The 24,467-nt window shown below is 37.5% G+C and carries 27 protein-coding genes; 2 read left to right on the top strand and 25 right to left on the bottom strand.

Features of this window, described 5'->3' with window-relative positions; genetic code table 11:
- The first annotated feature begins 410 nt into the window (after positions 1-410).
- Positions 411-1,742 carry a site-specific integrase gene (locus ACW6NC_RS04490; protein WP_075327075.1) on the top strand — a complete coding sequence of 444 codons (1,332 nt, stop codon included), beginning with the start codon at positions 411-413 and terminating at the stop codon, positions 1,740-1,742.
- 467 nt (positions 1,743-2,209) lie between these two features.
- Complete coding sequence (locus ACW6NC_RS04485; RefSeq protein ID WP_457863936.1) at positions 2,210-2,344, top strand: hypothetical protein; 135 nt, start codon at positions 2,210-2,212, stop codon at positions 2,342-2,344.
- A gap of 220 nt (positions 2,345-2,564) precedes the next feature.
- Here ACW6NC_RS04485 and ACW6NC_RS04480 read toward each other — a convergent pair whose 3' ends face one another.
- The 25 genes from ACW6NC_RS04480 to ACW6NC_RS04360 all read right to left on the bottom strand — a co-directional run bounded on the left by ACW6NC_RS04480 (position 2,565) and on the right by ACW6NC_RS04360 (position 24,383).
- Positions 2,565-3,818, bottom strand: coding sequence for an MFS transporter (locus tag ACW6NC_RS04480; protein ID WP_457863935.1), 1,254 nt, complete (start codon positions 3,816-3,818; stop codon positions 2,565-2,567).
- Positions 3,819-5,921, bottom strand: a complete 2,103-nt coding sequence (locus tag ACW6NC_RS04475; protein WP_457863934.1) for a copper-translocating P-type ATPase — start codon at positions 5,919-5,921, stop codon at positions 3,819-3,821.
- A gap of 18 nt (positions 5,922-5,939) precedes the next feature.
- A complete protein-coding gene (locus ACW6NC_RS04470; protein WP_008616393.1) occupies positions 5,940-6,233 on the bottom strand; it encodes a hypothetical protein in 294 nt (97 codons plus the stop codon).
- A gap of 6 nt (positions 6,234-6,239) precedes the next feature.
- Positions 6,240-6,884, bottom strand: coding sequence for a hypothetical protein (locus tag ACW6NC_RS04465; protein WP_041579017.1), 645 nt, complete (start codon positions 6,882-6,884; stop codon positions 6,240-6,242).
- On the bottom strand, positions 6,881-7,774 hold the full coding sequence (locus tag ACW6NC_RS04460) for a ribose-phosphate pyrophosphokinase (protein WP_008616396.1): 894 nt from the start codon (positions 7,772-7,774) through the stop codon (positions 6,881-6,883). The genes ACW6NC_RS04465 and ACW6NC_RS04460 overlap by 4 nt, the downstream gene beginning before the upstream one ends.
- A gap of 10 nt (positions 7,775-7,784) precedes the next feature.
- Positions 7,785-9,287: a thymidine phosphorylase family protein gene (locus ACW6NC_RS04455; RefSeq protein WP_457863933.1), complete on the bottom strand. Its 1,503-nt coding sequence runs from the start codon at positions 9,285-9,287 to the stop codon at positions 7,785-7,787.
- 28 nt (positions 9,288-9,315) lie between these two features.
- A complete protein-coding gene (locus ACW6NC_RS04450; protein WP_457863932.1) occupies positions 9,316-10,692 on the bottom strand; it encodes an MBL fold metallo-hydrolase RNA specificity domain-containing protein in 1,377 nt (458 codons plus the stop codon).
- Positions 10,693-10,706: 14 nt separating this feature from the next.
- A complete protein-coding gene (locus ACW6NC_RS04445) occupies positions 10,707-10,961 on the bottom strand; it encodes a hypothetical protein (RefSeq protein ID WP_009778882.1) in 255 nt (84 codons plus the stop codon).
- Positions 10,962-10,999: 38 nt separating this feature from the next.
- On the bottom strand, positions 11,000-11,842 hold the full coding sequence (locus ACW6NC_RS04440; RefSeq protein ID WP_457863931.1) for a restriction endonuclease: 843 nt from the start codon (positions 11,840-11,842) through the stop codon (positions 11,000-11,002).
- A gap of 2 nt (positions 11,843-11,844) precedes the next feature.
- Complete coding sequence (locus ACW6NC_RS04435; protein WP_457863930.1) at positions 11,845-12,675, bottom strand: universal stress protein; 831 nt, start codon at positions 12,673-12,675, stop codon at positions 11,845-11,847.
- An 18-nt stretch (positions 12,676-12,693) separates the two neighbouring features.
- Positions 12,694-13,689 carry a 2-hydroxyacid dehydrogenase gene (locus tag ACW6NC_RS04430; protein ID WP_008616405.1) on the bottom strand — a complete coding sequence of 332 codons (996 nt, stop codon included), beginning with the start codon at positions 13,687-13,689 and terminating at the stop codon, positions 12,694-12,696.
- Between the two features lie 3 nt (positions 13,690-13,692).
- Positions 13,693-14,667, bottom strand: coding sequence for an ATP-dependent 6-phosphofructokinase (locus tag ACW6NC_RS04425; protein WP_457863929.1), 975 nt, complete (start codon positions 14,665-14,667; stop codon positions 13,693-13,695).
- Complete coding sequence (locus tag ACW6NC_RS04420; RefSeq protein WP_034892086.1) at positions 14,657-15,574, bottom strand: alpha/beta fold hydrolase; 918 nt, start codon at positions 15,572-15,574, stop codon at positions 14,657-14,659. Before ACW6NC_RS04420 ends, ACW6NC_RS04425 begins: the two co-directional genes overlap by 11 nt.
- A gap of 11 nt (positions 15,575-15,585) precedes the next feature.
- The gene (locus tag ACW6NC_RS04415) at positions 15,586-16,914 is read right to left on the bottom strand and encodes a dicarboxylate/amino acid:cation symporter (protein ID WP_457863928.1); all 1,329 of its coding nucleotides are present in this window, start codon (positions 16,912-16,914) and stop codon (positions 15,586-15,588) included.
- 8 nt (positions 16,915-16,922) lie between these two features.
- The gene (locus ACW6NC_RS04410) at positions 16,923-17,984 is read right to left on the bottom strand and encodes a class I fructose-bisphosphate aldolase (protein WP_457863927.1); all 1,062 of its coding nucleotides are present in this window, start codon (positions 17,982-17,984) and stop codon (positions 16,923-16,925) included.
- Between the two features lie 11 nt (positions 17,985-17,995).
- On the bottom strand, positions 17,996-19,009 hold the full coding sequence (locus ACW6NC_RS04405; RefSeq protein ID WP_457863926.1) for a type II glyceraldehyde-3-phosphate dehydrogenase: 1,014 nt from the start codon (positions 19,007-19,009) through the stop codon (positions 17,996-17,998).
- A gap of 19 nt (positions 19,010-19,028) precedes the next feature.
- Positions 19,029-20,384 carry an APC family permease gene (locus ACW6NC_RS04400; protein ID WP_037314450.1) on the bottom strand — a complete coding sequence of 452 codons (1,356 nt, stop codon included), beginning with the start codon at positions 20,382-20,384 and terminating at the stop codon, positions 19,029-19,031.
- Positions 20,385-20,391: 7 nt separating this feature from the next.
- Positions 20,392-21,747 (bottom strand): NAD(P)/FAD-dependent oxidoreductase, encoded by a 1,356-nt coding sequence (locus ACW6NC_RS04395; protein ID WP_457863925.1) that lies wholly within the window; start codon positions 21,745-21,747, stop codon positions 20,392-20,394.
- Positions 21,744-22,205, bottom strand: a complete 462-nt coding sequence (locus ACW6NC_RS04390) for a universal stress protein (RefSeq protein ID WP_457863924.1) — start codon at positions 22,203-22,205, stop codon at positions 21,744-21,746. The genes ACW6NC_RS04395 and ACW6NC_RS04390 overlap by 4 nt, the downstream gene beginning before the upstream one ends.
- A 12-nt stretch (positions 22,206-22,217) precedes the next feature.
- Positions 22,218-22,832, bottom strand: coding sequence for a lycopene cyclase domain-containing protein (locus ACW6NC_RS04385; protein WP_228122685.1), 615 nt, complete (start codon positions 22,830-22,832; stop codon positions 22,218-22,220).
- 114 nt (positions 22,833-22,946) lie between these two features.
- Positions 22,947-23,225: a DUF5676 family membrane protein gene (locus ACW6NC_RS04380; protein ID WP_008616426.1), complete on the bottom strand. Its 279-nt coding sequence runs from the start codon at positions 23,223-23,225 to the stop codon at positions 22,947-22,949.
- Between the two features lie 17 nt (positions 23,226-23,242).
- Positions 23,243-23,539, bottom strand: a complete 297-nt coding sequence (locus tag ACW6NC_RS04375; RefSeq protein WP_457863923.1) for an SHOCT domain-containing protein — start codon at positions 23,537-23,539, stop codon at positions 23,243-23,245.
- Entirely contained in the window at positions 23,484-23,696 is a 213-nt protein-coding gene (locus tag ACW6NC_RS04370) for a heavy-metal-associated domain-containing protein (protein WP_027884438.1), read from the bottom strand. Before ACW6NC_RS04370 ends, ACW6NC_RS04375 begins: the two co-directional genes overlap by 56 nt.
- Before the next feature lie 10 nt (positions 23,697-23,706).
- The gene (locus ACW6NC_RS04365; RefSeq protein ID WP_457863922.1) at positions 23,707-23,934 is read right to left on the bottom strand and encodes a hypothetical protein; all 228 of its coding nucleotides are present in this window, start codon (positions 23,932-23,934) and stop codon (positions 23,707-23,709) included.
- 89 nt (positions 23,935-24,023) lie between these two features.
- A complete protein-coding gene (locus ACW6NC_RS04360; RefSeq protein ID WP_457863921.1) occupies positions 24,024-24,383 on the bottom strand; it encodes a YHS domain-containing protein in 360 nt (119 codons plus the stop codon).
- Positions 24,384-24,467: the final 84 nt, after the last annotated feature.

Raw genomic sequence — 24,467 nt, 5'->3', positions numbered from 1 at the left:
TAAGGAGCTGTCTGGAATAATCCGAATTTTACCCAGGGTGATTTTTTATCAAATAGTTTCCTCAGACCTTTTTTATCTGTCCTTTTGGATAGAATTGGTTCTTAATCTTTGATTCGTAGTATCCAAGTTGTACCTGAAGAAAAAACAGGGATTCCGATAATTCGAAATCCCTGTTTTTGATGTAGCGAGACCGAGACTTGAACTCGGGACCTCCGGGTTATGAACATCGACAAGTAGTTATTCAAAATAGATTAAAAACCGTTAAAATATATGATTATCAGTTAAATACGTAATTTTTGCAATCAATTGAATTCTGTTAAAATCAAGTGATTCTGTACTTATTCTGTACTTATTCTGTACTAGTTTTTAAACTAATTATTTATCTTTATAAAGTTCAAAATTAAATAGTTATGGCTAGCATAAAGATAGTTTTAAGGAAGAATATGATTCGAAAAGATGGAAGAATTCCTTTAGCACTGAGAATTAGTGAGAATTATAAAACTAATTACAAGTGGCTCGGACAATATGTTTTTGAGAAAGATTGGGATAACAATGCTGGAATGGCTAAGAAAAGTCATCCAAACTCGCAACAGCTCAACATTTTTTTAATGAAGAAAATGGTTGAGGCTAATAACCTATTTTTCCACTCTGAAGATCGTGTTACTCCAAAACAGATCAAGCAAAAATTAAAGGGAGCCAGGGGGCAAAAATCATTTTTTGAATTAGCGGCTGAACGTATAATGGAAAAATATGAGAGGGGGATATTCTCAGTTGCAAAAGGTGATTTATCTATACTGTATAATATTGAAGAATTTTTAAACTTTAAAAGGACTAAAAGGAAGTCAGCGATCATTGAGGATATAAAGGAACGCAGATTGAAACGTATCAGTAATGCTCGTCGTAATAAATATGTATGGATGGATGGGGTAGAGCATTTCAAAAAAAGTAAAGCTCTTTCTTTTAGAGATATCGATGAAGTATTCATTAATAAATACAAAACCTTTTGCTATTCTTATTTAGGACAAAAAACCAGAACTATTACTAATCAGCTTATTTTAATTAGAACCCTGTTTAATTTAGCAATTAAGCAAGGAATTATTGATCAAAAATATTATCCTTTTGCCGGAGATAAGGAAAAAATTAGAATTGGTTCTGGTAATAAAGTAGGACTTAGCGTAGAAGAGGTTGAGAAAATTGAACAGTTGAAATTGGAGGAAAATACTTCTATCTGGCATACGCACAACATATGGTTATTTTCTTTTTATTTCGCAGGAATTCGTATTTCCGATGTGGTTAAAATGAAGTGGTCTGATTTTAAGGACGATCGTCTTTATTATGTGATGAACAAAAATGAAAAAGCACTCAGCCTTAAAATTCCTTTGAAAGCGGAAAAAATTTTAAATTATTACAAAAAGGAGAAACACCTTAATAAAGGTTTTGTATTCCCCTTTTTAAGAAATACCAATCCTAAGGATGCTGAACAAATTTATATAAAAACAAAAAGTGCTACGAAGGTTTTTAATAAATGCTTAAAGCTAATTGCCACGGAATGTGGAATCGAAAAAAACTTATCTAATCACATTGCTAGGCATAGCTTTGGTAATATTGCTGGCGATCGAATTCATCCATTAATGTTACAAAAGCTCTATCGTCATAGTGATTTAAAAACTACCTTGAATTATCAAGCTAATTTTATGCACCGGGATGCTGATGAAGCACTTGATGAAGTTATTAATTTTTAAATTTATATGGATTAAAAGTCTGTAATAACATGATTTATGATGGTTAATCAACCGTTGATAAATATCTGACATATGGAAATACCAAGCTTATAACCAGAAGGTCCCTCGAGTCCAGTTCCCTCTACTGGCATTAATAAGGTTTCAAGAAAGTGAAATCCTTTTTTCAAGGACTGGTTACAACATTTTTTGAAAGTTCGAATTCCCTGAAATTTAATATTAACATTATTCAGAATCAAACCTTATGATAACCGGGATAAATATGGTTCCAGAGACCAGACTTGGTTATTTCGTTTTATCAAATATTGTGGTGAAGTGACTACAGAATGAACTTTATATTTCAAATGATATTATTTAGATTATTCTATTGTGCCTATCCCAGATTTTAGACCTATAGAGGGAAATCCCTATTAGTCAAACCCGCTGATACACACCGTAAGGGAAAGGAGCAATACACCAAAAATGACAGGATGGACACTCAGCTCATTAGTCGGAAACTTATAGACGGCCGTCTGGATAGTATTACTATACGTAATATAGAGCGTGAACAATTGCGAAGTCTTTTCCGTCGCTGGATTGAACTGATCCTTATGAAATTGGGGTGATATCATAATATTAATAAATAGCTAAGCTCAAAATAGTAAAAGTTTGTACCACAAAAAAGGTAGGTGGCCAATTAGGATCACATTTTTTAGCAAATGGACGGACTTATTTCACCAATCAGAGTGATGTTGGTGGCGCTCTGGAAATGCCTTAAAAAATTAAATGATTATTAGATAATAAAAATTTAAATATTATTTTTCAGAAACAAGATTATTGCTTTTCTTAGGATACTTTGTTGTCTTGTCCTATTTTAGTTGTTTTACTATTAAAGCTTTTATAAAAATAAAGTAATCCAATGGCGGTCAATATAATGATGCCGGCTATAATGAAGGGATAATAAAACCCACCGGCAATGAGCCAGGTTCCGATGATCGGGCCTAAAATCTGTCCGACACTGTTTGCCGAGGTCTGTACAGAAATATTACTGCCCGCCTTTTCTTTTGAAAGTAAGGAAACGGCTGAAAGTAGGTTAGGGGTTACAATTGCTCCACCAGTGGCGAATGTTACAATCAGTACATAGACATAAATTTCATTGCCGAAAAAAGGAAATGCGATTAGTGAAATGCCTGAAATCAACAATCCGGCTCCAATTTGTTGTTTTGCTGTCAATATTTTCTCTCCATAGGTCGCAAATACAGGTTGTAATACCGCCATTACTATCCCACAGACCATAAAACCAATTCCTATCTGATTACTTGAAAATAGCAACTGATTTTTTCCATAAATTGAAAAAACCGTTTCAAAGAGGGTCACTACAAACTGCATAACAAAAGAGAGCAGTAATAGGACAATAAAGAACCTACTAAAACTAAAATTTAATTTTTGTTTTCCTGAAACAAACCTGCTAACCGGTTTTGTATTCCTAAACGATTTAATCAAAATAACCAATACAGTAAAACCTAAAAGTGCAACCAAAATAAAAGGAACTGAGAACCGGTCCAGATGTAATATCCAAAACGAATATTTAAAGTGTAGGTTAGTTTGGGATAGAAAACTGCCTAAAACAGGTCCAAAAATAACCCCTGAACTTATCGCTACCCCAGACCAAGCCATAATTTTAGTCCTATGTTTTTTAGAAGTGATATCACTGAGAAATGCGTTACTGACAGGAATAACAGCCGAAGTGAATATACCTCCGAGAATACGCGCTATATAGAGCATTGTAAGGGAGGTTGCCAATCCAGTAAGCAGTTGCATTACTATAAACCCAATTAATCCAACAACGATAATGGGCTTACGCCCGTATTTATCGGATAACCTCCCCCAAAGTATAACGAAAAGAAGCTGAAAGAAGGGGTAGATACTCGTTAATAAACCAATATGAAAATTGATCGAATTAGTATCGAGGTTAGCTTCTAAAGCAAGCCTTTCGGTATAGTAAGGAAGGGTTGGCAATAAAATACCATAGCCTAACATCACTACAAATAAACTCAACAGGATTAAAAATATCCTGTTGAGTTTTTCTTTTTTGTCCATTTATTTTTTACCGATTTTTCGCTTTAATAGTTGCGCATTAATGGCCACTATAATCGTACTTAAACTCATAAATACCGCTCCTACAGCTGGTCCTAAAACAAAGCCTGAAGAATATAATACACCGGCTGCTAAAGGAATAGCCACTACATTATATCCTGTAGCCCAAATCAAATTCTGAATCATTTTATTGTAGGTGGCTTTTCCAAAGAGAATTAAGTTGGCAATATCCTGTGGGTTACTGTTGACCAGAATGATATCTGCTGTTTCAGCGGCTACGTCAGTACCTGAACCAACGGCAATACCTACATTGGCTTGAGCCAGAGCCGGTGCATCGTTCACGCCGTCTCCTGTCATTGCCACAAACTCTCCCTTACTTTCCAATTCTTTTACTATTTCCACTTTTTGATGTGGCAAAACTTCGGCGTAGTATCCATCCAAGCCGAGTTTATCGCTAACAGCTTTGGCAGTTCTTTCATTATCACCGGTAGCCATTAAAACTTTTATATTATTCTTTTTAAATACTTTTATAGCCTCGGCAGATTCTGGTCTTATTTCATCGGCAAGAGCAATGTAACCAGCTAATTTTCCATCAATCAATACAAAAACAACTGTTTCAGCGGCATCACTGTATGCGTCTTCGGGAATAGTGATTTTTTCATCCCTTAAAAAACCAGGACTAACCACTTTTACTTGCTTACCTTCTACATTGGCCTCAACGCCTTTACCTGTAATTGCATTAAAGTTTTCAGGCTTTGGGATGGTCATATTATCTTCTTTGACTTTTTTAATAATACCTACGGCGATAGGATGTTCCGAACTTTGTTCCAATGCACTCGAAAGCCTTAAAATTTCTTCAGATGAATAAGTTTCGCTAACAGACTCAATTCGAGTAACGCCAAAATCGCCTTTGGTCAATGTTCCCGTTTTATCAAACAATAAAGCTGATATTTTTCGGGATTCTTCAAAAGCTGTCCTATTTCGAATTAATAACCCGTTTTGAGCTGAAACAGCAGTAGAAATAGCAACCACAAGTGGTATGGCAAGACCTAATGCGTGTGGACAAGCAATGACCATAACGGTAACCATTCTTTCTAAAGCATAGACAAATGGAAAGCCTAAAATCAGCCATACCGCTAATGTTCCAAAACCAATACCTAATGCGATATAGGTAAGCCATTTTGCAGCTCTATCCGAGAGGTTTTGCATTTTTGATTTGGTTTTTTGCGCTTCTTCGACCATTTTGATGACCTTGTTGAGATAGCTATCTTTTCCAGTATGCTCAACCTTTACTTTTAAGGTACTGTTACCATTTACCGAACCACCAATAACCTTATCGTTTTCATCTTTTTTTACAGGTTTGGATTCGCCTGTAAGCATAGATTCGTTCAGGTAACTTGAACCGTCTACTATAATCCCATCAGCAGGAACTTTTTCACCTGGTTTAACCAAAATCACATCATCTTTTAACAAATCTTCCAACGGAATATCTTCTATGGTATCATCCTTTACCCTGTGCGCTTCCGCAGGCATCATACTTACCAGTAACTGTAAAGCTTTTGACGCACCTAACACACTTTTCATTTCTATCCAATGACCAAGCAACATTATGGCTATAAGTGTTGATAGCTCCCAGAAAAAGTCTTCGCCTCTTAAGCCAAATACGGTCGCGGTGCTATAAAAATAAGCTACAGAAATTGCCATAGAAATCAAGGTCATCATTCCTGGCGCACCTTTTTTGATTTCAGACCAGAATCCTTTTAAAAATGGCCAACCACCATAGAAATATACGATTGTGGAAAGTGCAAAAAGGATATATGGATTTCCGGGAAGCAAAAACTCATATCCAAAAAAGTCCTGAATCATCGGCGAGAAGAACAGTATGGGAATAGTAAGTACAAGGGTTACCCAAAACCGTTTTCTAAAATCGGCAATCATCATTTTATGATGGTCGTGCCCGTGTTCTCCGTGCCCTGGATTGTGGCCAGAATGGTCTCCACCTTTGTGGTTCATTTTAGAATGGTCTTCTTTTTTGTGTTTCATCTTCGAATGGTCCATTTTAGAATGGTCCATTTCATCGTGATTGTGGTGTTCGTGATTTTCCATTATTGTCTTGTTTAAGTGTTATCGTAATTTTTTTCTCATAGCTTCCGAAATGTTTTCGGCATAGACGCCATAGGCATCTACCAAAAGTCCTTTAATCCCATTTTTTGATGAAATAGCATAAAGCACACTATTATCGTCGGTACTGCTCATACCCTCAAAACGATGCATCTCGTCAACATTAAAATCTTCTGGGTGTATTTCAATTTTTAGTGAGGCACACTCCAAACATTCTGGTTTTAGGTTAAAATCATATGTATAGCCATTTCCCTGTAAATCGTTTATGGCTTCAGAAAGTGTATCGTAATTTTTCATCTGTCTTTATTTATAGTTTATTGTAAAATAGCTGTTATCTGCTTCTGAAAATTTCTGAAAAGTCAATAAACCTTTTTCATTTAATTTTTCGATAACGGTATAATTGAGTTGCTTAATGCGAATTCCCCAGGCATAGGCTTTAATATTAATTTTTGATTTTATAGTGTTTTTCCCATCCTCTAATTTTCGGTCATAAATTTTTATGATGCTTTTGGAACCAAAAAAGTTTAACAAGCCCGAGTCAAAACTCATTTCCAATTTAATATCTTTCAAGTTTTGTAAATCGTAGAGCTTTTTAAAATTTTCAGAAATGGTATTAATTTCGGTTTCTTTTGATTTTGGCTTGGAAAACGGAAAAGCCATTATCATTACATTGGCGTCATCTGGCTCACAACGGTAGGTAGTAGTGTATTTATCGGTTGATTGTTTGTTTTTGTCAAACAATTCTGTAACTACCTTTATTTCATAATATCCATTTTCCTTTATTGTTTCTCCAGCTTCAAAAGTTTGTTTATTGAGAAAATCACCTTCTTTATCAAAGTTTTCCCGAATAACAACTCTGCCTGAAATCTGCCCAATGAGCATTTCAGTTTGTCCAGTCATTGTGATGCTGAATAAAGTGATTAGTACTATAAAGCCTTGTTTTCTCATATATGGTGCATTAATTTTTTTACCTCTTTTGCCATAATATCACTTAAATCAATTCCATTTGAAGAGTGTGGGATGGTATTACAAGTCACTATTTTTTCTACTCCGGAATCCAATAAATCTTGATAGGCGTTTCCTGAAAAAACGGCGTGAATGCCTACACAAATAGGTGGTTTCATTCCTGCTTTTTTAAGATGTTGTACGGTTTCAATCATTGTTCGGGCTGTGGAAATAATATCATCTACCAAAATGGGTGTAGCATCTTTATATATATCCACATCGGGAACAGAGACTTCTACATCACGGTCACCGTGACGCACCTTTTGTAATACCGTAAATGGTGCTCCTGCATTTTTGGCGACTTCTGATACCCATTGTTCACTTTCAGAATCAGGTCCGATAAGTACCGGGTTTTCGATATTTTCTTTAATCCATTCTGAAATTGCGTCGGCAGCGTGAATCACTTTATTTGGAATTTGATACACTTCTCCCAACGAACTAATTCTGTGCAAGTGAGGGTCAACTGTGGTAATGCTATCGGCGAAACCAGAAATCAATTTTCCGAAGAAACCGGAAGTCACTCCTTCTCCTTCATTAAATACTTTGTCCTGCCGCATATACGCCAAATAGGGTGCTACCAAACAGGTACACATAGCTCCTAATGATTTGGCTGTGTGGCTTAAAAAATATAGTGACAACAGTTTTTCGTCCGGTTCGTGCAAGGTGCATACCAGTACCACACATTTATCTTTAACATCAGACAATATGCGCGTGTATGATTCCCCGTCAGGGAATTTCCTTAATGTGGCTTGACCCACTTCAGCATCCATTTTTGTAGCCATTAGTTCTGTGAGTTCTTCATTTCCGGGAAGACTGAATAATATTGTTTTCATAGTATGTTCTTTAATTTATAGTTATGATGTCGTTATGGTTGTTTTTATATTCCAGAGCATAGTTAAGTTCGCCTTTGGATTCAGCATATATGGTATATAACAATTGGTCTATTTCGATTTTTTCATTTAAATGGACATTCAAAAGAATCCCTGCCGATTTAGATTGTGGTGCTCCAGAAAGCTTGGCAAGTTTTGCGATTTTTCGGTTATCAATTCGTTGCAAAACGCCTGACTTTTCAGCTTTAATTTCAATTTTATAAGGTGCTAAAACTGGTTTTGAAAATTGACCTTGCGCCTTACAAATGGCTATGAATTTTTCATATGCTTTTCCAGATTTGAGAATTTCACGTGCGGTTTCCAGTCCCTTTCCTTTTTCTACTTTTCCAGAAAGTTCTAATAGTTCAGTAGCTAAAAGCAATGCTCTTTCTGTTAAGTCTTTAGGTGCATCTTCCTCATTTTTCAAAACTTTTAATATATCTATGGCTTCTAATGTTGGACCGATACCCCTTCCAACAGGCTGCGTGCCATCCGTAACTACAACTTTTACATTCAACCCAACAGCAGTTCCAACGGTTTCCATATGATTTTTTAGTTTTTCTGCCATTTCGGTACTGCGAACCTTGGCGGTTTCTCCCACGGGAATATCTATGACCACGTGCGTAGAACCTGCCGCGGCTTTTTTAGAAAGTACTGAAGCAATGAGCTGACCTTCGCTATCAATATCCAAGGCTTTTTCAATTTTAATGAGCACATCATCGGCAGGACTTAACTGCGCTGTACCGCCCCAAACAAAACATCCGCCTTCCTTTTCTACAACGGTCTTTATTTCCTCGGAAGAGAGCGTAACATTGGTCAGTACTTCCATTGTATCTGCTGTGCCTGCTGGCGAAGTGATTGCCCGTGAGGATGTTTTTGGCATAGTAAGCCCATACGCAGCAACAATGGCAACTACCAATGGTGTTGTTCTATTGCCAGGCAATCCGCCAATACAATGTTTGTCCACCACGATATCTTTGTTCCAGTTCAGTTGCTTTCCCGAAGCAATCATCGCTTTGGTGAGGTCGGATATTTCATCAATATCCATCCGGTCACCTGCACAGGCCGTAATAAATGCCGAAAGGTGGATGTTGGAATAATCGCCTTCCACGATATCGGTTATGATGTTGTTATAGGCCTTATAATCCAGTTTTTTGTTATAGATTTTTGCCCTGACGTGGCTTAAGGATTCAATAGGCTCTAAATGGGAAACATATAATGTATCGTTTGGGGAAACATTGAGTTTTTTCGCAGCAGCATCTGATAGTCCGATTTCATTAGGCAACAGAATATCAGAATTCAGGACATTAAGACTTGCTACGATTGATGTATTTGCATTGGATATTCTTATTCGGGTAAGTGCCTCAAACCCTTCTGAAATACAGACGTGGCAATCTTCGCGCATATACACTACATTTTCGTTTTGGGTATAGATTCCGAGATGTTTATATTTTAATATGTTTGAGTGTGTGTCCATATTTTATTGGTTGTTGTGATTTTTCGATTTATTCTATTTCTTCGATGGTGTATAATTGCGGAATTTCTGCATCCCACCCATAGGTTTCCTTGATGCCTTTTTGCAATGCTTCTGCACTCTCTTTTTCACCGTGTACAATGAAAATACGTTCGGGTTTGTTTTTTATCTTATCCATCCAGTCCATAAGTTCTGCGTGGTCTGCGTGTGCCGAAAGCCCTTCAATTTCTACTACTGGCATTTTAAACGGCACCCATTTTCCATATACTTTTAGTTCTTTTTCACCTTCCAATAATTTTCTGCCACGAGTGCCTTCAGCTTGATAGCCTACAAAAAGTAAGGTGTTGTTTGGATTTTGTGCCTGTGTTTCAAGATAGTTTAGCATTCTTCCCCCTGTGAGCATTCCGCTTCCTGCAATCACAATTTTTGGTTTGTAATCTGTTCTTAATTCCATAGTTTCCCGATAACTGCTTACGACCGTAAAATGTGAACACATTTCATCACATTCATTCTCATCTAGTCTGTGCCAGTCCCTTGTGCGATGAAACAATTCCAATACACTAGCGCCCATTGGGCTGTCCATGATCATTCGTACTTTTGGGATTTTCTTCTCTTTCAATAATTTCCAAAAAATCACCATCATCAGTTGGGCGCGTTCTACCGAAAAACTTGGAATAAAAAGACTTCCACCTCTATTGATAGTGTCATTGACCAATTTTTCAATCTGCGGAAGTGCTTCTATTTCATCGGGATGAAACCTTCCACCATAAGTGGATTCAATGAAAAGCACATCCGCTTTTTTTGGTTTAAGGGGTGGATAGAGCAATAAATCATTGGTTCTACCAATGTCTCCTGAAAAGACAAAACGTTTTCCGTGCACATCCAACTCAATATAGGTTGCACCCAGAATATGTCCGTTGTATTGGAAGCGAGCCCTAATACCATCAAATAACGGAATCCATTGTGATTGTGGAATTCCTTTAAAGTGTGGGATAGTTTTTTCTACATCCTTTAAATCGTATAATGGTTCTGCGGGACTATGTTTGGAATAGCCTTCCTTATTGGCACGTTCGGCTTCCTGTTCTTGTATTTTGGCACTATCATTCAATATGATTTTTGCAATGTCCAAAGTAGGATTCGTACCATAAATGGGACCATTGAAGCCTTGTTTTACCAATCTGGGTAAATAACCTGTATGGTCCATATGACCGTGGGTAAGCAAAACAGCATCAATATCACCTACATTAACAGGTGGGTACTCCCAGTTTTTAAGGCGTAATTCCTTTAGCCCTTGAAAAAGTCCGCAGTCTATCAGTATCTTTCTATCTCCTGTGTCCACTAAATATTTTGAGCCGGTTACTGTGCCTGCCGCTCCCAAAAAGTGGATGTTTATTTTTTTGTTTTTCATCGTTATAGTATTTATTAATGTCCACCACAACAGGAAGGCGTATTTCCTTTGTCTTGGTTCGATTTGCTCAATTCCGCTATTTCGTTATATAGATTGCGGGAATCCTCTTTTATTACGAGTGCCAACTTCTTTACGGATTTAGGCTCGAAGTGTACCATACCCAATAATATTTCGAGGGCTTCTTCAAGTAGTTTAGAATCATCTTCCAATGCTTGGTAAAATGGCTCTAAATCTATACGGTTCTGTTCTTTCAGTTCTTCTGTTTTCATTTGTCCTATTTATTTAGATTAAAAATTTAAGTAGTGCTCTAATGAATTCCACATAATTCTCTTGAATCTTCGAGAACCTTTTTGTGTCTTGATTTTGGCACTCCTACTTGTTCTAAAATTTTTGGGGTTTCGTGAAGCTCTTTACAGAGTACGATGCCTTCATCTAATAATTTTGTTTTTTCAGCTTTAGTAAGTGTTGTTAAAGCGGTTAAGGGATGTAGCCCCGATTTATCTATTCTGTCCTTGAGACCATTTCCTCTTGGATAATCCCAACTGGTCATAAGCATTCCAACACATTTCCCGTACTGAATGGCATCGGTTGTGAAACGCGTATTGGTGTAAACCCCGCCTTTATGAAGTTTAGCCTCGTGACCTTTTTGGTGTTTCCATTGCTTTTCCACGTCCAAAAACCGTGAATGGATATATAATGGGATTTTTACATTGCAAAACCTGCCTTGGTCACTGTGGTATTTACATTCAATCATATAATGTTTATTGTCTTTTTGTGCAATCACATCTACTTCATGTTGTACGCAATTTCCCTGGACAATAACCCCAACCTCTGTCTTGAAGCCTTCAGATTTAATTAGCTTACCTACAAATTTTTCAAACGGAAATCCTGAAGGCCCCAATTCCATCAGGGCTTTTTTAAGCTTGTACTTTGAGGCACTTACCCTAGATTTTCGTTTTAGCATCTTGAAAGCCAACTGATAGATTTTTTTGGTTGTCATTCCTTCTTCAATCTGCTCTTGTACTTTCCGGGCTATATCCTGAATAATATCCTCATCTGCCCGTGAACGCCGCAGGGAGTTGATGAGTTTGTTTACATCAAAGGCTTCGTACTCACCAGAGTATTTTTTTATTAAGACTGATTTATTCATTGTTACATTTTAATAGTCATTACTGGTAATTCGGAGTGATTGGTTACACCCTCTGCGATGCTTTTAGAGAATAAAGTTAAAAAGCCTGTACGTCCGTGAGTACACATTGCGATTAAATCGGCATTTTTATATCGTAAAAAATTGTTTATCCCTGTTTCTACGTCTTGTTCGTTATATACATTCATTGAGAAGTTATCCAAATCGGGGAATTTTTTCAGGAACTCCTTGATGGGATCCAACCCTTGCTCTATACTGTTAAAATCGGTCTGAGTATTGACCCTCAATAAATGGATATGTGCGCCGCATTTTTCAGCAATCGAAATAACCTGCTTAAATGCATCGCTTACATCTTGAAGAAAATCTGAAACAAAAACGATATCCTTAAAAGGAAAGGATACTTCTTCATCCTTGACTACAACAACTGGTACATCAGCTTTCCTAACAATTTTTTCTACGTTGCTTCCCATTAACTCACGTATACCGCCTCGGGTGCCACTACTTCCCGTAACTATAAAATCGTGATGAAAATGACCCGAATGTTTAAGGATATTTGCCTGACCACCATCAAATTCAAGAAAAGTCCTGCACTCAAGGCCTTGTCGTTCTGCTTTTTTCTCCAGTTCTCTCAGGTAGGCTTTTGCGATGCCTATTTGCTTTACTGTTTCTGGGTACTGTTTTTCTTTTTGTTTATCCAACTTTACCCATTCTACGGGGGTTTTCATCAAATGGAAAAAATGGATTTCGGAATTGTAAAGCTTTGCCATTTCAATTCCGAGTTCTTCTGCTTTATTGCAATTTTTTGAAAAGTCTGTTGGTACGAGTATGTTTTTCATAATATTTGTTTTTAACTATTAATTAATGCTAATTTCATTTCCAGAAGGTTTTTGTTTTTCAAAACAATCCAGATTATATATGGTTGTTTCTGCAATATTGGTCAATGCGGTTTTGGTTAAAAAAGCTTGATGGCTTGTAATTAGTACATTGTTGAAAGTCATTAAGCGTGCAATCACATCGTCTTGCAAAATGTCATCGGAATGGTCTTCAAAGAACAATCCTTCTTCTTCCTCATAAACATCCAGTCCTAAATACCCTATTTTTTTAGTTTTCAATCCTTCGATAACTGCCTTGGTGTCCACCAACCCACCACGACTTGTATTGATGAGCATTACTCCAGATTTCATTAGTGCTATATGCTCTTTATTTATTAAATGTTTTGTTGAAGCTTTTAATGGCACGTGCAGGCTTATTATATCTGCGTGCTTACAGAGCGTCGCACAATCTGAATAGATTACGCCATATTTATCAATTAGGTCTTTGCTTTCTTCTATATCCTGGGCAAGAATATTGCAGCCGAATCCGTGAAGTATTTTTACGAGTACAGACCCTATTTTTCCTGTTCCAATCACGCCAACGGTTTTCCCATTTAGGTCAAAACCAGTGAGACCGTTTAATGAAAAGTTTTGTTCGCGCACTCTATTGTGGGCTTTAATCAGTCTTCGGTTTAATGCAAGTATCAAAGCCATTGTATGTTCTGCAATGGCATAAGGTGAATAGGCTGGGACACGGGCCACTTTTATATTCAATTCAGCTGCTTTTTCTAAATCGACGTGATTGAAACCTGCCGAACGTAATGCGATAAATTTTATGCCTAGTTTGTGTAAAATATCCAAAACTTCCGAAGAGGCATCGTCACTTGAGAAAAGTGCTATGGCCTTTGAACCTTCTGCCAATAAGGCGGTTTCCTTTGTTAGCCTAAATTCCAGAAAATTCAATTGATGTTTTCCTTTATTAGCGTTTTCAATGGAAGGCTTATCGAATTTATGTGTGCTGTATATTGTTGTTTTCATAATTTATGTTCCAAATAGTTCTAAGAGTTCGTGCAATTCTTTATTGACCTGATGTTGTTTGACCACTTCATTAAAAGGGGTTAAGTGCAATTGATTGTTTAAAATCCCGATCATTACATTCTTTTTACTTTGTAAAAGTGATTTTACGGCTTCCACCCCAAGCCTTATGCCCAACATTCTATCCAAAGCAGAAGGATTTCCACCACGCTGTACGTGCCCAAGTTTTGTAATTCGTAAATCGACATTGGGGTTGACTTCCTTTATTTTTGAAGAAACAAGTTCGGCACCAATTTCGTCACCTTCAGAAACTACGATTAGAAAAGCATCCTCGCTATCGTAATTTTTCACCTTACCCAAAAGGTTAATAAAGTCCGTACCGCTCTCGGGAATTAAAATGGCATCTGCTCCCGTGGTAAGTCCTGAATGAATGGCAATGTAACCCGAATCCCTGCCCATTACTTCTACAATAAATACGCGGTTGTGAGATTCGGCTGTGTCCTTTATTTTATCAATATTCTCAATGGCTGTATTTACTGCGGAATCAAAACCAAGGGTATAATCTGTTCCTGAAATATCATTATCTATAGTACCAGGAATGCCGATAAACGGAATGTCGCATATTTCTGAAAAAGTAAGTAGTCCTTTAAATGTGCCATCGCCACCAATGGCAATCAGGGCATCTATTTTGTTTGCATTTAGGGTTTGCAGGGCTTTTTTTCGACCTTCCAGTTCGAGAAAACGTTTGCTTCGTGCGGTCTTTAGAATTGTGCCACCCTTTTGGGTCAGTTTTTGTAATTCGTGTGATTTAAATTGAACCAAGTCACCGTCTATCAATCCTTCATATCCTTTTCTAAAACCACTAACTTTTATACCAGTTGCTTCAGCCGTTTTTGCAATGGCGTACAAGGCTGAATTCATCCCTGGACTATCACCTCCAGAGGTAAATACACCTATATGTTTAATTTTATTAGTATTCATTTAAAATTGTTTTTTGTGATTTTTTATCTGAAACAGAAAAATCTTGGATGGTCTTCCATACAAATTCTGCTTCTTTTAGAAAGAACTGATGGTCTCCCCCTGTAGAGGTAACAGTTTTTACGTTTGTAAATTCTCTTGATAAGTCTATAGCATTTTTGAGCGGTGCAGTAGTGTCCTTTGCTCCGTGAATGAAAAGCACTTTTGTGTTTCTAATCTTTCTTGCAATCCCGTATAAATCTGTTTTTAGGATTATCCTCGTAAGCGAATAATAGTAGCTCTGCCAATGGTGTTTTTTTGCATCTTCATAAACATCATCCGTGAGGTTGTCTGGTTTAAATGCACGCGACATAAAAATGGGATGAATCATACAGATGTATTTAGAGAATCTGCTTATTGATATTCTGTCCACAAAAGAATGTGAGGACATAATTTTTTTAAATTCATCTGCATCTTGATAAACAGGTATTCCAATAAAAATGCCTGCTTTGAGCCAATTTGAGTGTTTTTCCAATAGGGCCATTGAAATTATAGCGCCCATAGAATGACCGGCAACTATGGTTTTTCCATCATTGAATCCTTCTTTTTGCAAAACCAATTCTAAAGCTTTAAGTTGAACTGAAAGCGAATAATCACTTTGTGGTTTTGGCGAATCACCAAAACCCAAAAGGTCTATTAATAGCAAAGTGTGTGTTTTTGAAATGCTTTCTAAATTGCGTTTCCAATAATTCAATGACCCTGTCAAACCGTGCAGCAAAACGAGTTTGTTTTCACCCGCACCTATAATTTCATAATTTAAGAGTGTTTTGTCAGCATCATAAGCTGGGTGCTTAACAATCTTATAATGTTGATATCCTGCTATAGCGACCACAGGAAAAATGAAAAATATGGATATGAGTAGTAATGTCATATTTTTAAAGTTTAATCATTAACCAATATTGGGGTTTTACCATAAAACCTATTAAAAACCATACAAGCTGTGAGGTCACCCGTTACGTTTACAGCAGTCCTGAACATTCCCAACAATCTTTCTACACCAATAATAATGATGATGCCTTCGGCTGGGATACCGACACTTCCCAAAACAGAAGCGAGTATCACCACACCACCTCCGGGAATGGCAGGTGTGCCGATTGAAGCAGCAACGATGGTTACGATGACCACAATAATATTGAGCAAACTCATTTCCAAGCCATAGGCTTGGGCTATGAATAGCGTAGTTATGGTTTGATAGAGTGCAGTGCCATCCATATTGACGGTTGCACCTATGGGAATAATAAAATTGCTAATGGTCTTGTCCACCTTCAATTCTTCTTCGGCTGTTTGAAGGGAAAGTGGCATCACGGCCGCAGAGCTTGTGGTTGAAAAGGCCAATAATTGAACGTCCCTTATTTTTTTTAGGAAATGCATAGGGTTTGCTTTTCCAAGAAGCACAATTAGCCCTAAATAGAAAATTACCAAAAGTAATGGACCGAGCAGGACGACGCCAACATAATAGGTGAGACCGGAAAGAGAACTTAAACCAACACTAGAGGTAAGCTGCGCCATAAGTCCGAAAACAGCAATAGGCACTAGAAGCATTGACCATTTTACTACTGTCATACAGACTTCCTGAATGGCAGTTAGAAGCAGCTTCACTGGGCGCAGTAAGGCATTTTCAAGTGATAGCACAGCTACACCAATAATGATTGTGAAAATTACAATGCTTAACATTTCACCACTTACCATAGATGCCAACGGGTTTTCGGGAAGTAAGTTTGAGATGGCATCAGGAATCGTTTCAATTCCGAAGGAAAGCTCGGGTTCATCAGTTGAAACTGCCGTAATTTCATTATGCTCTTTTAGTGCTTGTTGATGAAGAAAACGACCCGGTCTAAAAATTTGGGATAGTATCGTACCAATGCTAACCGAAACTATTGTTGTGCCTAAAAAATATAGTAAAACACCACCACCTAATTTTTTTAAACTGTCCTTATCATTACTTGCGATTCCTGTGATGATGGAAGCCACAATCAACGGAATCATAATCATTTGAACCAGTTTCAGAAATAGTACACCGGGCAATGCCAGCCAATTCCCCGCGATATCTGCTGTTTCTTTAGAAATCCATCCATTTTGTGGACTCAATAACAGACCAAATCCAACACCTAACAACAAAGCAATGATTACTTTAAGCCATAGACGGCTTTCTACCAGTTTAAGGAGGTAGTGGTTAAGTGATTTTAATGATTTTATCTCTGTGTCAAACATTCTGTTGATTATGCTATACTAATTTTATCGTCCAAATAAACTTCCTGAACAGATTGTAATACTTTCACGCCTTCGCTAAAGGGCTTTTGAAATGCTTTTCTTCCCATTATCAGCCCAGAGCCACCAGCCCTTTTATTGATAACGGCAGTTGTTACAGCTTCGGACAAATCTGATTTGCCTTTGGAACCACCACCTGAATTAATCAGCCCTATTTTACCCATATAGCAATTGGCTACTTGCAACCTGCAAAGGTCAATAGGGTGGTCTGTGGTAAGGGTTTTATACATTTCATCATCATATTTTCCAAATCCTATCTCTTTGAAACCAAAATTATTGGTAGGTAATTTTTGTTTGATGATGTCTGCTTGAATAGTAACACCCAAATGGTTTGCCTGCCCAGTTACATCGGCAGCTGCGTGATAATCTTCCTTGTTGGTTTTAAATGCCTCGTTCCGTGTATAGCACCATAAGATGGTGGCCATTCCCAGATTGTGTGCTTCTTCAAAAGCCTCTGCTATTTCTTTGAGTTGTCTGTTACTTTCCGCTGAACCAAAATAAATCGTAGCTCCTACGGCAATTGCTCCCATATCCCAAGCGGTTTTTACCTTACCAAAGAGTGTTTGGTCATATTTGTTCGGGTAGGTAAGCAGTTCATTGTGGTTAATCTTAACGATAAAAGGGATTTTATGGGCATATTTTCGGGCATTCAAACCCAAAACCCCAAACGTGGAAGCCACCCCATTACAACCGGCCTCAAGGGCGAGTTTTATAATGTTCTCTGGGTCAAAATAATCTGGGTTTTTATAGAATGAAAAGGCCGCGCTATGCTCAATACCTTGGTCAACAGGAAGGATACTTAAATAGCCTGTACCTCCCAGATTTCCGTTGTTGTACAATTGTGAAAGACTTCGAAGCACCTGCGGATTTCTGTTGCTACTGCCAAATACTTTTTCTAAACTATTTTTGCTTGGCACTTGCAATTCATCCTTTGTTATTTTTTCACAAACGTGTTCTAAATAGAAGTCTGCTTTTTCTCCTAAAAGTTCTACTATATTCTTGTCTGTTTTCATTTTGATAGTATTTAATGGATTCCTAAACTTTCATTTGTTTTGGCTATGGATTTTGTACCATCTGTTTCAATTCCAGTTAATGCCCTAATAGCATCAATTGTTTCCGGGATTACAACAGCTTGGTTATCGACTACATAGGCATAAAAAAGTTCATCTCCCTGTACTTTGAGCATATCTTCCCACAGCGCAACTTCATACATATCGCCCCAAGGTCTTCCCATATCCAGAAACATTTCTTTAATGGTGTTGTTAGAAACCAAGCCTTGGTCATATCGAATTAGTTTAATACGACTTGAAGTTTTGAAAGCATTTAGCATTTCTTCCTTTGTCGCCTGCTTTTTCAATTTCACATTCCAGTAGTGCATATGGCTCAATGTTTCGGGTACTTTTACCGCTGCGGTGATGACATCCAGTTCTGGGTCAACACTTTTAGCATCTGGACCTTGATGGCTTGGGATATCTTTTTCGGGAACCATCGTATTCATAATACCACCTAAATGACTTTCCCAAGGGTCTGTAGCTCTTCTTAAAAGTGTACCTCTGGCATAATCCAATAAATCGGCTCTTTTTAAAGCGGTCAAGGTTCTTAAAATAGACGTAGTATTACAAGAAACTACTCTTGTCGCATTCAAGTTTAGAGCGGATTTGTAATTATTTTCTGCACTAAAGGAATGCCCTGTGGTTTCGTGTTTTTCGCCACCGTGCAAAATAAATTTTATATTCTGTTCTTTATAAATCGCTACATTTTGAGCAGCAATCTTTTTAGGCGTACAGTCCACTACAAGGTCTGATTTCTTTAAAAGTTCCTGCATATTGCCTTTAACAGAAATCCCTTCAGATTTCATATTAACAGCTGCATCTTGAGTTGCTGCGTATATGTTGTAATTCTTTCTTACGGCATTTTGAATACGCCAATCGCTGATGATATCACATACTCCCGAAAGCTTCATATCGTTTTGTAAGTTGATGGCATCTGCCACCCTTTTTCCAATGACTCCGTAACCTATAACTGCTACATTTTTCATATAAATTGTTTTTAATTAATTATGTTTTTTTGTTTTTGTCACTTGTATTCTTCATTCCCATCGGCATATTACCTTCATCGTCTGTATGTGAAATCATAAAAAGGCGTTCCGCCACAAGTATTAGAACAATCCCAATCGCTGCTACGATAAGCACCAAAGGATCGTTCAGATATTTTATATAAAGAAAAGCTGCCAATACCGCAATGTCCAATACGATGGCTATTAATGGGATGATAGGCTGAAAAACCACTTTGTTTTTAAGGTGACGGAACAGCCCCCAATGGATAGCGATATCCATAATAAGGTAAAAAATAGCCCCAATGGATGCTATCCTTGTCAAATCGAAAAGCACGGTCAGTAAAATGGCGAGGGAAGACGTGAATACTAGTGCTGGATTTTTTAAGCTACCAAGTTTGGTTAAAGAAGGCACCTGTTTCATATTGCTGAGCATTGCCAACAAGCGTGAAGAGGAAAAGATACTGGCAATGACCCCAGAAACCGTGGCAATAATGGCAATGCCAATGGTAATCCAGGAACCCCATTCCCCAAAAACAGGTTTTGCGGCGGCTGCAAGGGCATAATCTTTAGCTTCGATTATTTCAGGAATGCTTAAACCTCCCGCAACAGCTAATGCCAAGGCTACATATATCAGTGTGCAGATAAGTATGGAAAACACGATAGACCTACCAAGATTTTTATGCGGGTTTTTAATATCGGCTCCTTGGTTCGTGATAGTGGTAAAGCCTTTATAAGCAAGGATAGATAACGCCAAAGCGGCCACAAATCCGAAGCCTTGTGGTAATGTCTCAGTATTTTTGGGAATATAGTTTCCCGTAATATCGGCAAAACCTGAAATTGCAAGGCCGGCAATAGCTAAAATTGCTATTCCCACTACCTTTATAATAGCGGTAAATGTCGCGGTGGCACCAATAACCTTATTGCCCAGGATGTTCACTATATAAGCAACAACAATTAGCCCAACACCCAGGGTAGAGGCATAACCTGCATAGGACTCGGGAAATAGTCTCAACGTATATGCTCCAAAAGTGCCCGCCACCAGACTTTCGGAAACTACCATTGATACGTACATCAGCAAAGAATAAAACCCTGTTGTTGTTCCAGGTCCATAGGATTTGTTAAGGAATTTAACCACACCTCCAGACGATGGAAAAGCATTTGAAAACTTGACATAGGAATATGAGCTAAAACCCACCACAACAGCACCTGCAATAAATGCAATGGGAAATAGATCACCCACCAACTCTGCTATTTGCCCCATAAGGACAAATATGCCAGCACCAATCATTACGCCTGTACCAAGAGATATGGAACCTATTAGGGAAAGCTTATTATTTTTATCTGTGGTGTTTTTCATTTCAAAATTATTTTGTTCTGTTTTTAACCGAAGATTTCGGTTTAAAGTTTCTAATAATCAGGCGGTTGCTCTTTTCATAAGTGAAATAACTTACCGCCCAATTAAAACCAACCATCAATCTATTTCTAAATCCACTTATGGACATCAAGTGAACAACGGACCACAGCAACCAGGCGAAATAGCCTGCAAATTTAAATTTGCCCAAATCGGCAACTGCCTTGCGTTTACCTACGGTTGCTAAGGAACCTTTATCTTTATATTTGAAAGGTTTTATGGATTTGTTATTTATGATATTTAATATCGAATCGCCCAGGTATTTACCTTGTTGAATAGCGGTCTGTGCTACTTGTGGATGTCCTTTTGGGGTTTCTTTGGAAATGAGTGCTGCGATATCACCTATGGCAAAAATATTTTCGTAGCCTTCTACTTTTAAATTGGCATTGGTTTTAATACGGTTGCCTCTGACTACATGTTTTCCATCAATACCATTTGGGAATTGTCCTTTTACGCCAGCCGTCCAGATAAGATTTTTAGCCAAAATGGTCTTACCACTTTTGGTAGTGACTTCGTTGCCGTCATAATTGCTTACAGCTTCATTTAATAATACCTTTACATTCAAATCCTCTAAATATTTGAGGGTTTTCGATGATGCCTTGTCTGACATTGTGCCTAACAACTCATCAATGGCTTCTATTAGATAAATATTCATAATGGAAGAAGGGTACTCTGGATAATCTTTGGGTAGAATGTATTTACAGAATTCAGCCAATGCTCCTGCCATCTCTACACCGGCAGGACCACCACCTACAATTACAAAATTTGTTAGGGCATCCCGTTCATCATCATCACAGGTAATGGCAGCCTGTTCTAAATTTTGCAACATCATATGGCGAATGTTCAGGGAATCTCGGATATCCTTCATCCCCAAACTATTTTCGGCTACAGAATCCATCCCAAAGAAATTGGTGGTCGTGCCAGTAGCCAACACTAAATAGTCATAAGAAACACTTCCCTTATTGGTCAATATAGTATTTGAATCAGGTTGAATTTCCTCAACTTCAGCCAAACGAAAGAAAACATTTTTATAGCCATTGATTTGTTTTCTGAATGGAAATACAATACTGTCAGGCTCCAGGGCACTCGTTGCCACTTGATATAATAAAGGCTGAAACTGATGGAAGTTATTTTTATCGAGTAAAACCACTTGAACTTCTTTGTGTTTCAGTTTCTCAACCAATGCCAAACCTGCAAATCCTCCACCAACGATAACCACACTAGGTAATTTGGTATCGGGAAGACAGATTTCATCTGTTATCTTACAAGTGGATTCTAATGTAATGCTATGTGTTTGCTTTTCTTTCATTTTTTATTTCTATCTCTTGCAATCAGTACTGAACATTTGGCATTTGTGGTTAAATATTGGGATACTGAGCCCAATACTAAGCGAGAAAAAGCACCGTGACCCTGAGAGCCTACTACAATTAAATCTGCACCCCAATTTTCTGCTTTTTCATTAATAGTACTTTTGGGCAGTCCGCTAACAACACTTGTGGTTATGGTAAGTGCCTTGTTTTCGGCCTTGATTTTATCGGAAGCTTCTGAAACGATTTTGTTTCCCAATTTTTGAGCGTTACTTTTAATTTCTTCTATGTAATTTCCTATCTTGCCGCCCATAGTATGCAATCCCAGACCGGTTGTTTTCGGAAGTTCATAAACATTTATAATATGAATTTCACTATTTGAGGATAAAGTCATTTTCTTAAGCTCGTTAATGGCTACTTCACTAAAATCTGAACCATCTATGGCCAATAATATTTTCATAATTTGAATGTTTTAGTTGGTTGACATTTCTTTCGATTTTATAAGTTTTCTCCAATACAAGTGTTCATATAATCCAGACCAATACATACCAAAGGTGAAAGCGAACAGTAACTCTTCAATTGGGATTCCCAAAACAAGAATATGGGTCAGGTTGTCCAGATTCCAGTACAGCTCCACATATTGCGGATAAAACGGAAGGATGCTTCCGAAATAAATGAAGTACAGTATGGTAAACAAGATTCCTCCAACCCATATCTTTCCTTTTAAATCTGGGCGACAGTACAATGTTGCCAAACCACCAAAAAACATTGCAATGATGCCACAATAGATGTGGTTAAGCGTGGTGAAAAGACTAAATATGACGAATACAATGGCTGGAACAAAAAGTATATAAATATGTAGCTTATGTCTTTGGTGGCTCCGTTCGGTATGAGGCATATCTATATAGCCTTTTTTGAATATCAGATTATACAATACCGTCCCTATTCCGCCAATGGCAAAAGAGAAGATAAGGCTCTCAATATCAAAACCTGTTCTTTCCGCTAAATGGAATAAGGAAGGTGGCATCCAATATTCTGGTACAAATAATGGTTCTGTTAAACCAAAGGGCATCGTAATAAGGCTCATTTTGAGCATTTCTTTTCTATACCCCTTTTTTGACAAATAGATTATTGCCCAAAGAGCAAGAATTATAAGAGACCATATGAACCAGACATATTGCATAAATTTTATTTTACTCTCTTATTTTTTGACTTTTATTTGCGCATTATAAAAAGCCGCAATACAGGCACCTATTAGCCATCCTAAAATGAATATCTGTACTATTCCCAAACCAGCTTCCCATAGTGGCACATCCATCCTGATAATGCTTGTGGTATCTAAACCGTGCAATAGGCTGTTGAAAAAATCGATAGTGGCTTCTCGACCTGCTGTTGACATAACTATCATACAGCCTAAGTAAATTAGTGCCCCCGTAAGACCGAAAGCAAATCCGAGTTTTTTTACGTTTAATCGATACATAATTTTAAAGTTTTGAGTTAGTTGTCTGATTTTAATATCTTTTTTGATTCCTCAAATTCTTCCTTGGATATTTCGCCTTTTGCAAAGCGGTTTTTAAGAATATCCAGTGGGCTGTCCTTCTTTGTTTTTTGATAAGGGATATCTGCTGGGATAAAGAATATCCAAGCCAATAAAATAATCCATATAATCCACCATATTAGGTGCATACCTCCAAAATGTCCTTCGTAAAAATGCATAATTTTTGGTTTTAAGTTACTTTTATAGTTTTTCAATTGTGTAACCCTCAAGGTTGCTGAGTTGTTTTTGTAATTCATCTACTGAAAGCGTTTCCTTCATAGTGATGATTGTAGCTCCTTTTGGTGCCAGAAAAATTTCTGCCTTTTCAATCTTTGGATGTTCTTCCAATGTCTTTTTGACCCTGCTAATGCAGCCGCCGCAACTAATACCATTAATTTGAAATTTTCGTTTCATAACATAAATTTTAGTGATGTTGTCCTTCTTTTTTTTTATCCTTCTTTTTTAAGTTCTCATTGGACAATCCGTGCGTATGGCTCCCGTGCCGTATAGGCATTAACAAGTGTACTGCGAACATTATTATAATAAATGCAAAAAGCCAGGTGCCGCCTCCAATTCCAATGGATGGTGCTAAAAAAATGAATAACAAGGGAAGCCCGCAACCGAGGACCATCCATAACCAGTGATTTTTCATTGTTTTTTTGTTTTTAAGAGTTTGAACTTATGATTAAAAACTTTTCTTTAATTGTAAAGAGCAACTATGAGTTAGTTCCTAAGCATTTATTAATGGCTAAATCCTACAAGCATGACTACTACCATGGTACCAATCATGACGGGAACCCACCAACCCCTGTGCGAAAAAAAACCTCCATTGCTAACTTCATTTGTTTTTCTGAGTGCAACATATCTCTCCGGATTCTTTTGGAAGACGGCAAGACATTCTTCTGATTCGAAGTAATAAATAGTAGCCCCGTATTTCATTTTCAAAGAAGATTCGGGTGCCACCTGACCCCCGCATACCGGATCATTATAAATACTGGAGACTGTTCCTGATACTCTTCTGTGAGTAGAACACGAGGATATCACTAAAATTAAAATGCTAAATAATCCTGCTTTGAGCCTGGTTTTTGTATGTGTTCTCATATTTATCATTGCTTTTATTTTATTTCTAGCTAGTTATTATATACAGCTGAAGTAGACACGACTTTAAATTCCTGAAATTGTCAT

This window comes from Salegentibacter profundi, assembly GCF_054121475.1.
This window is presented reverse-complemented; position numbering and strand designations above follow the sequence as displayed.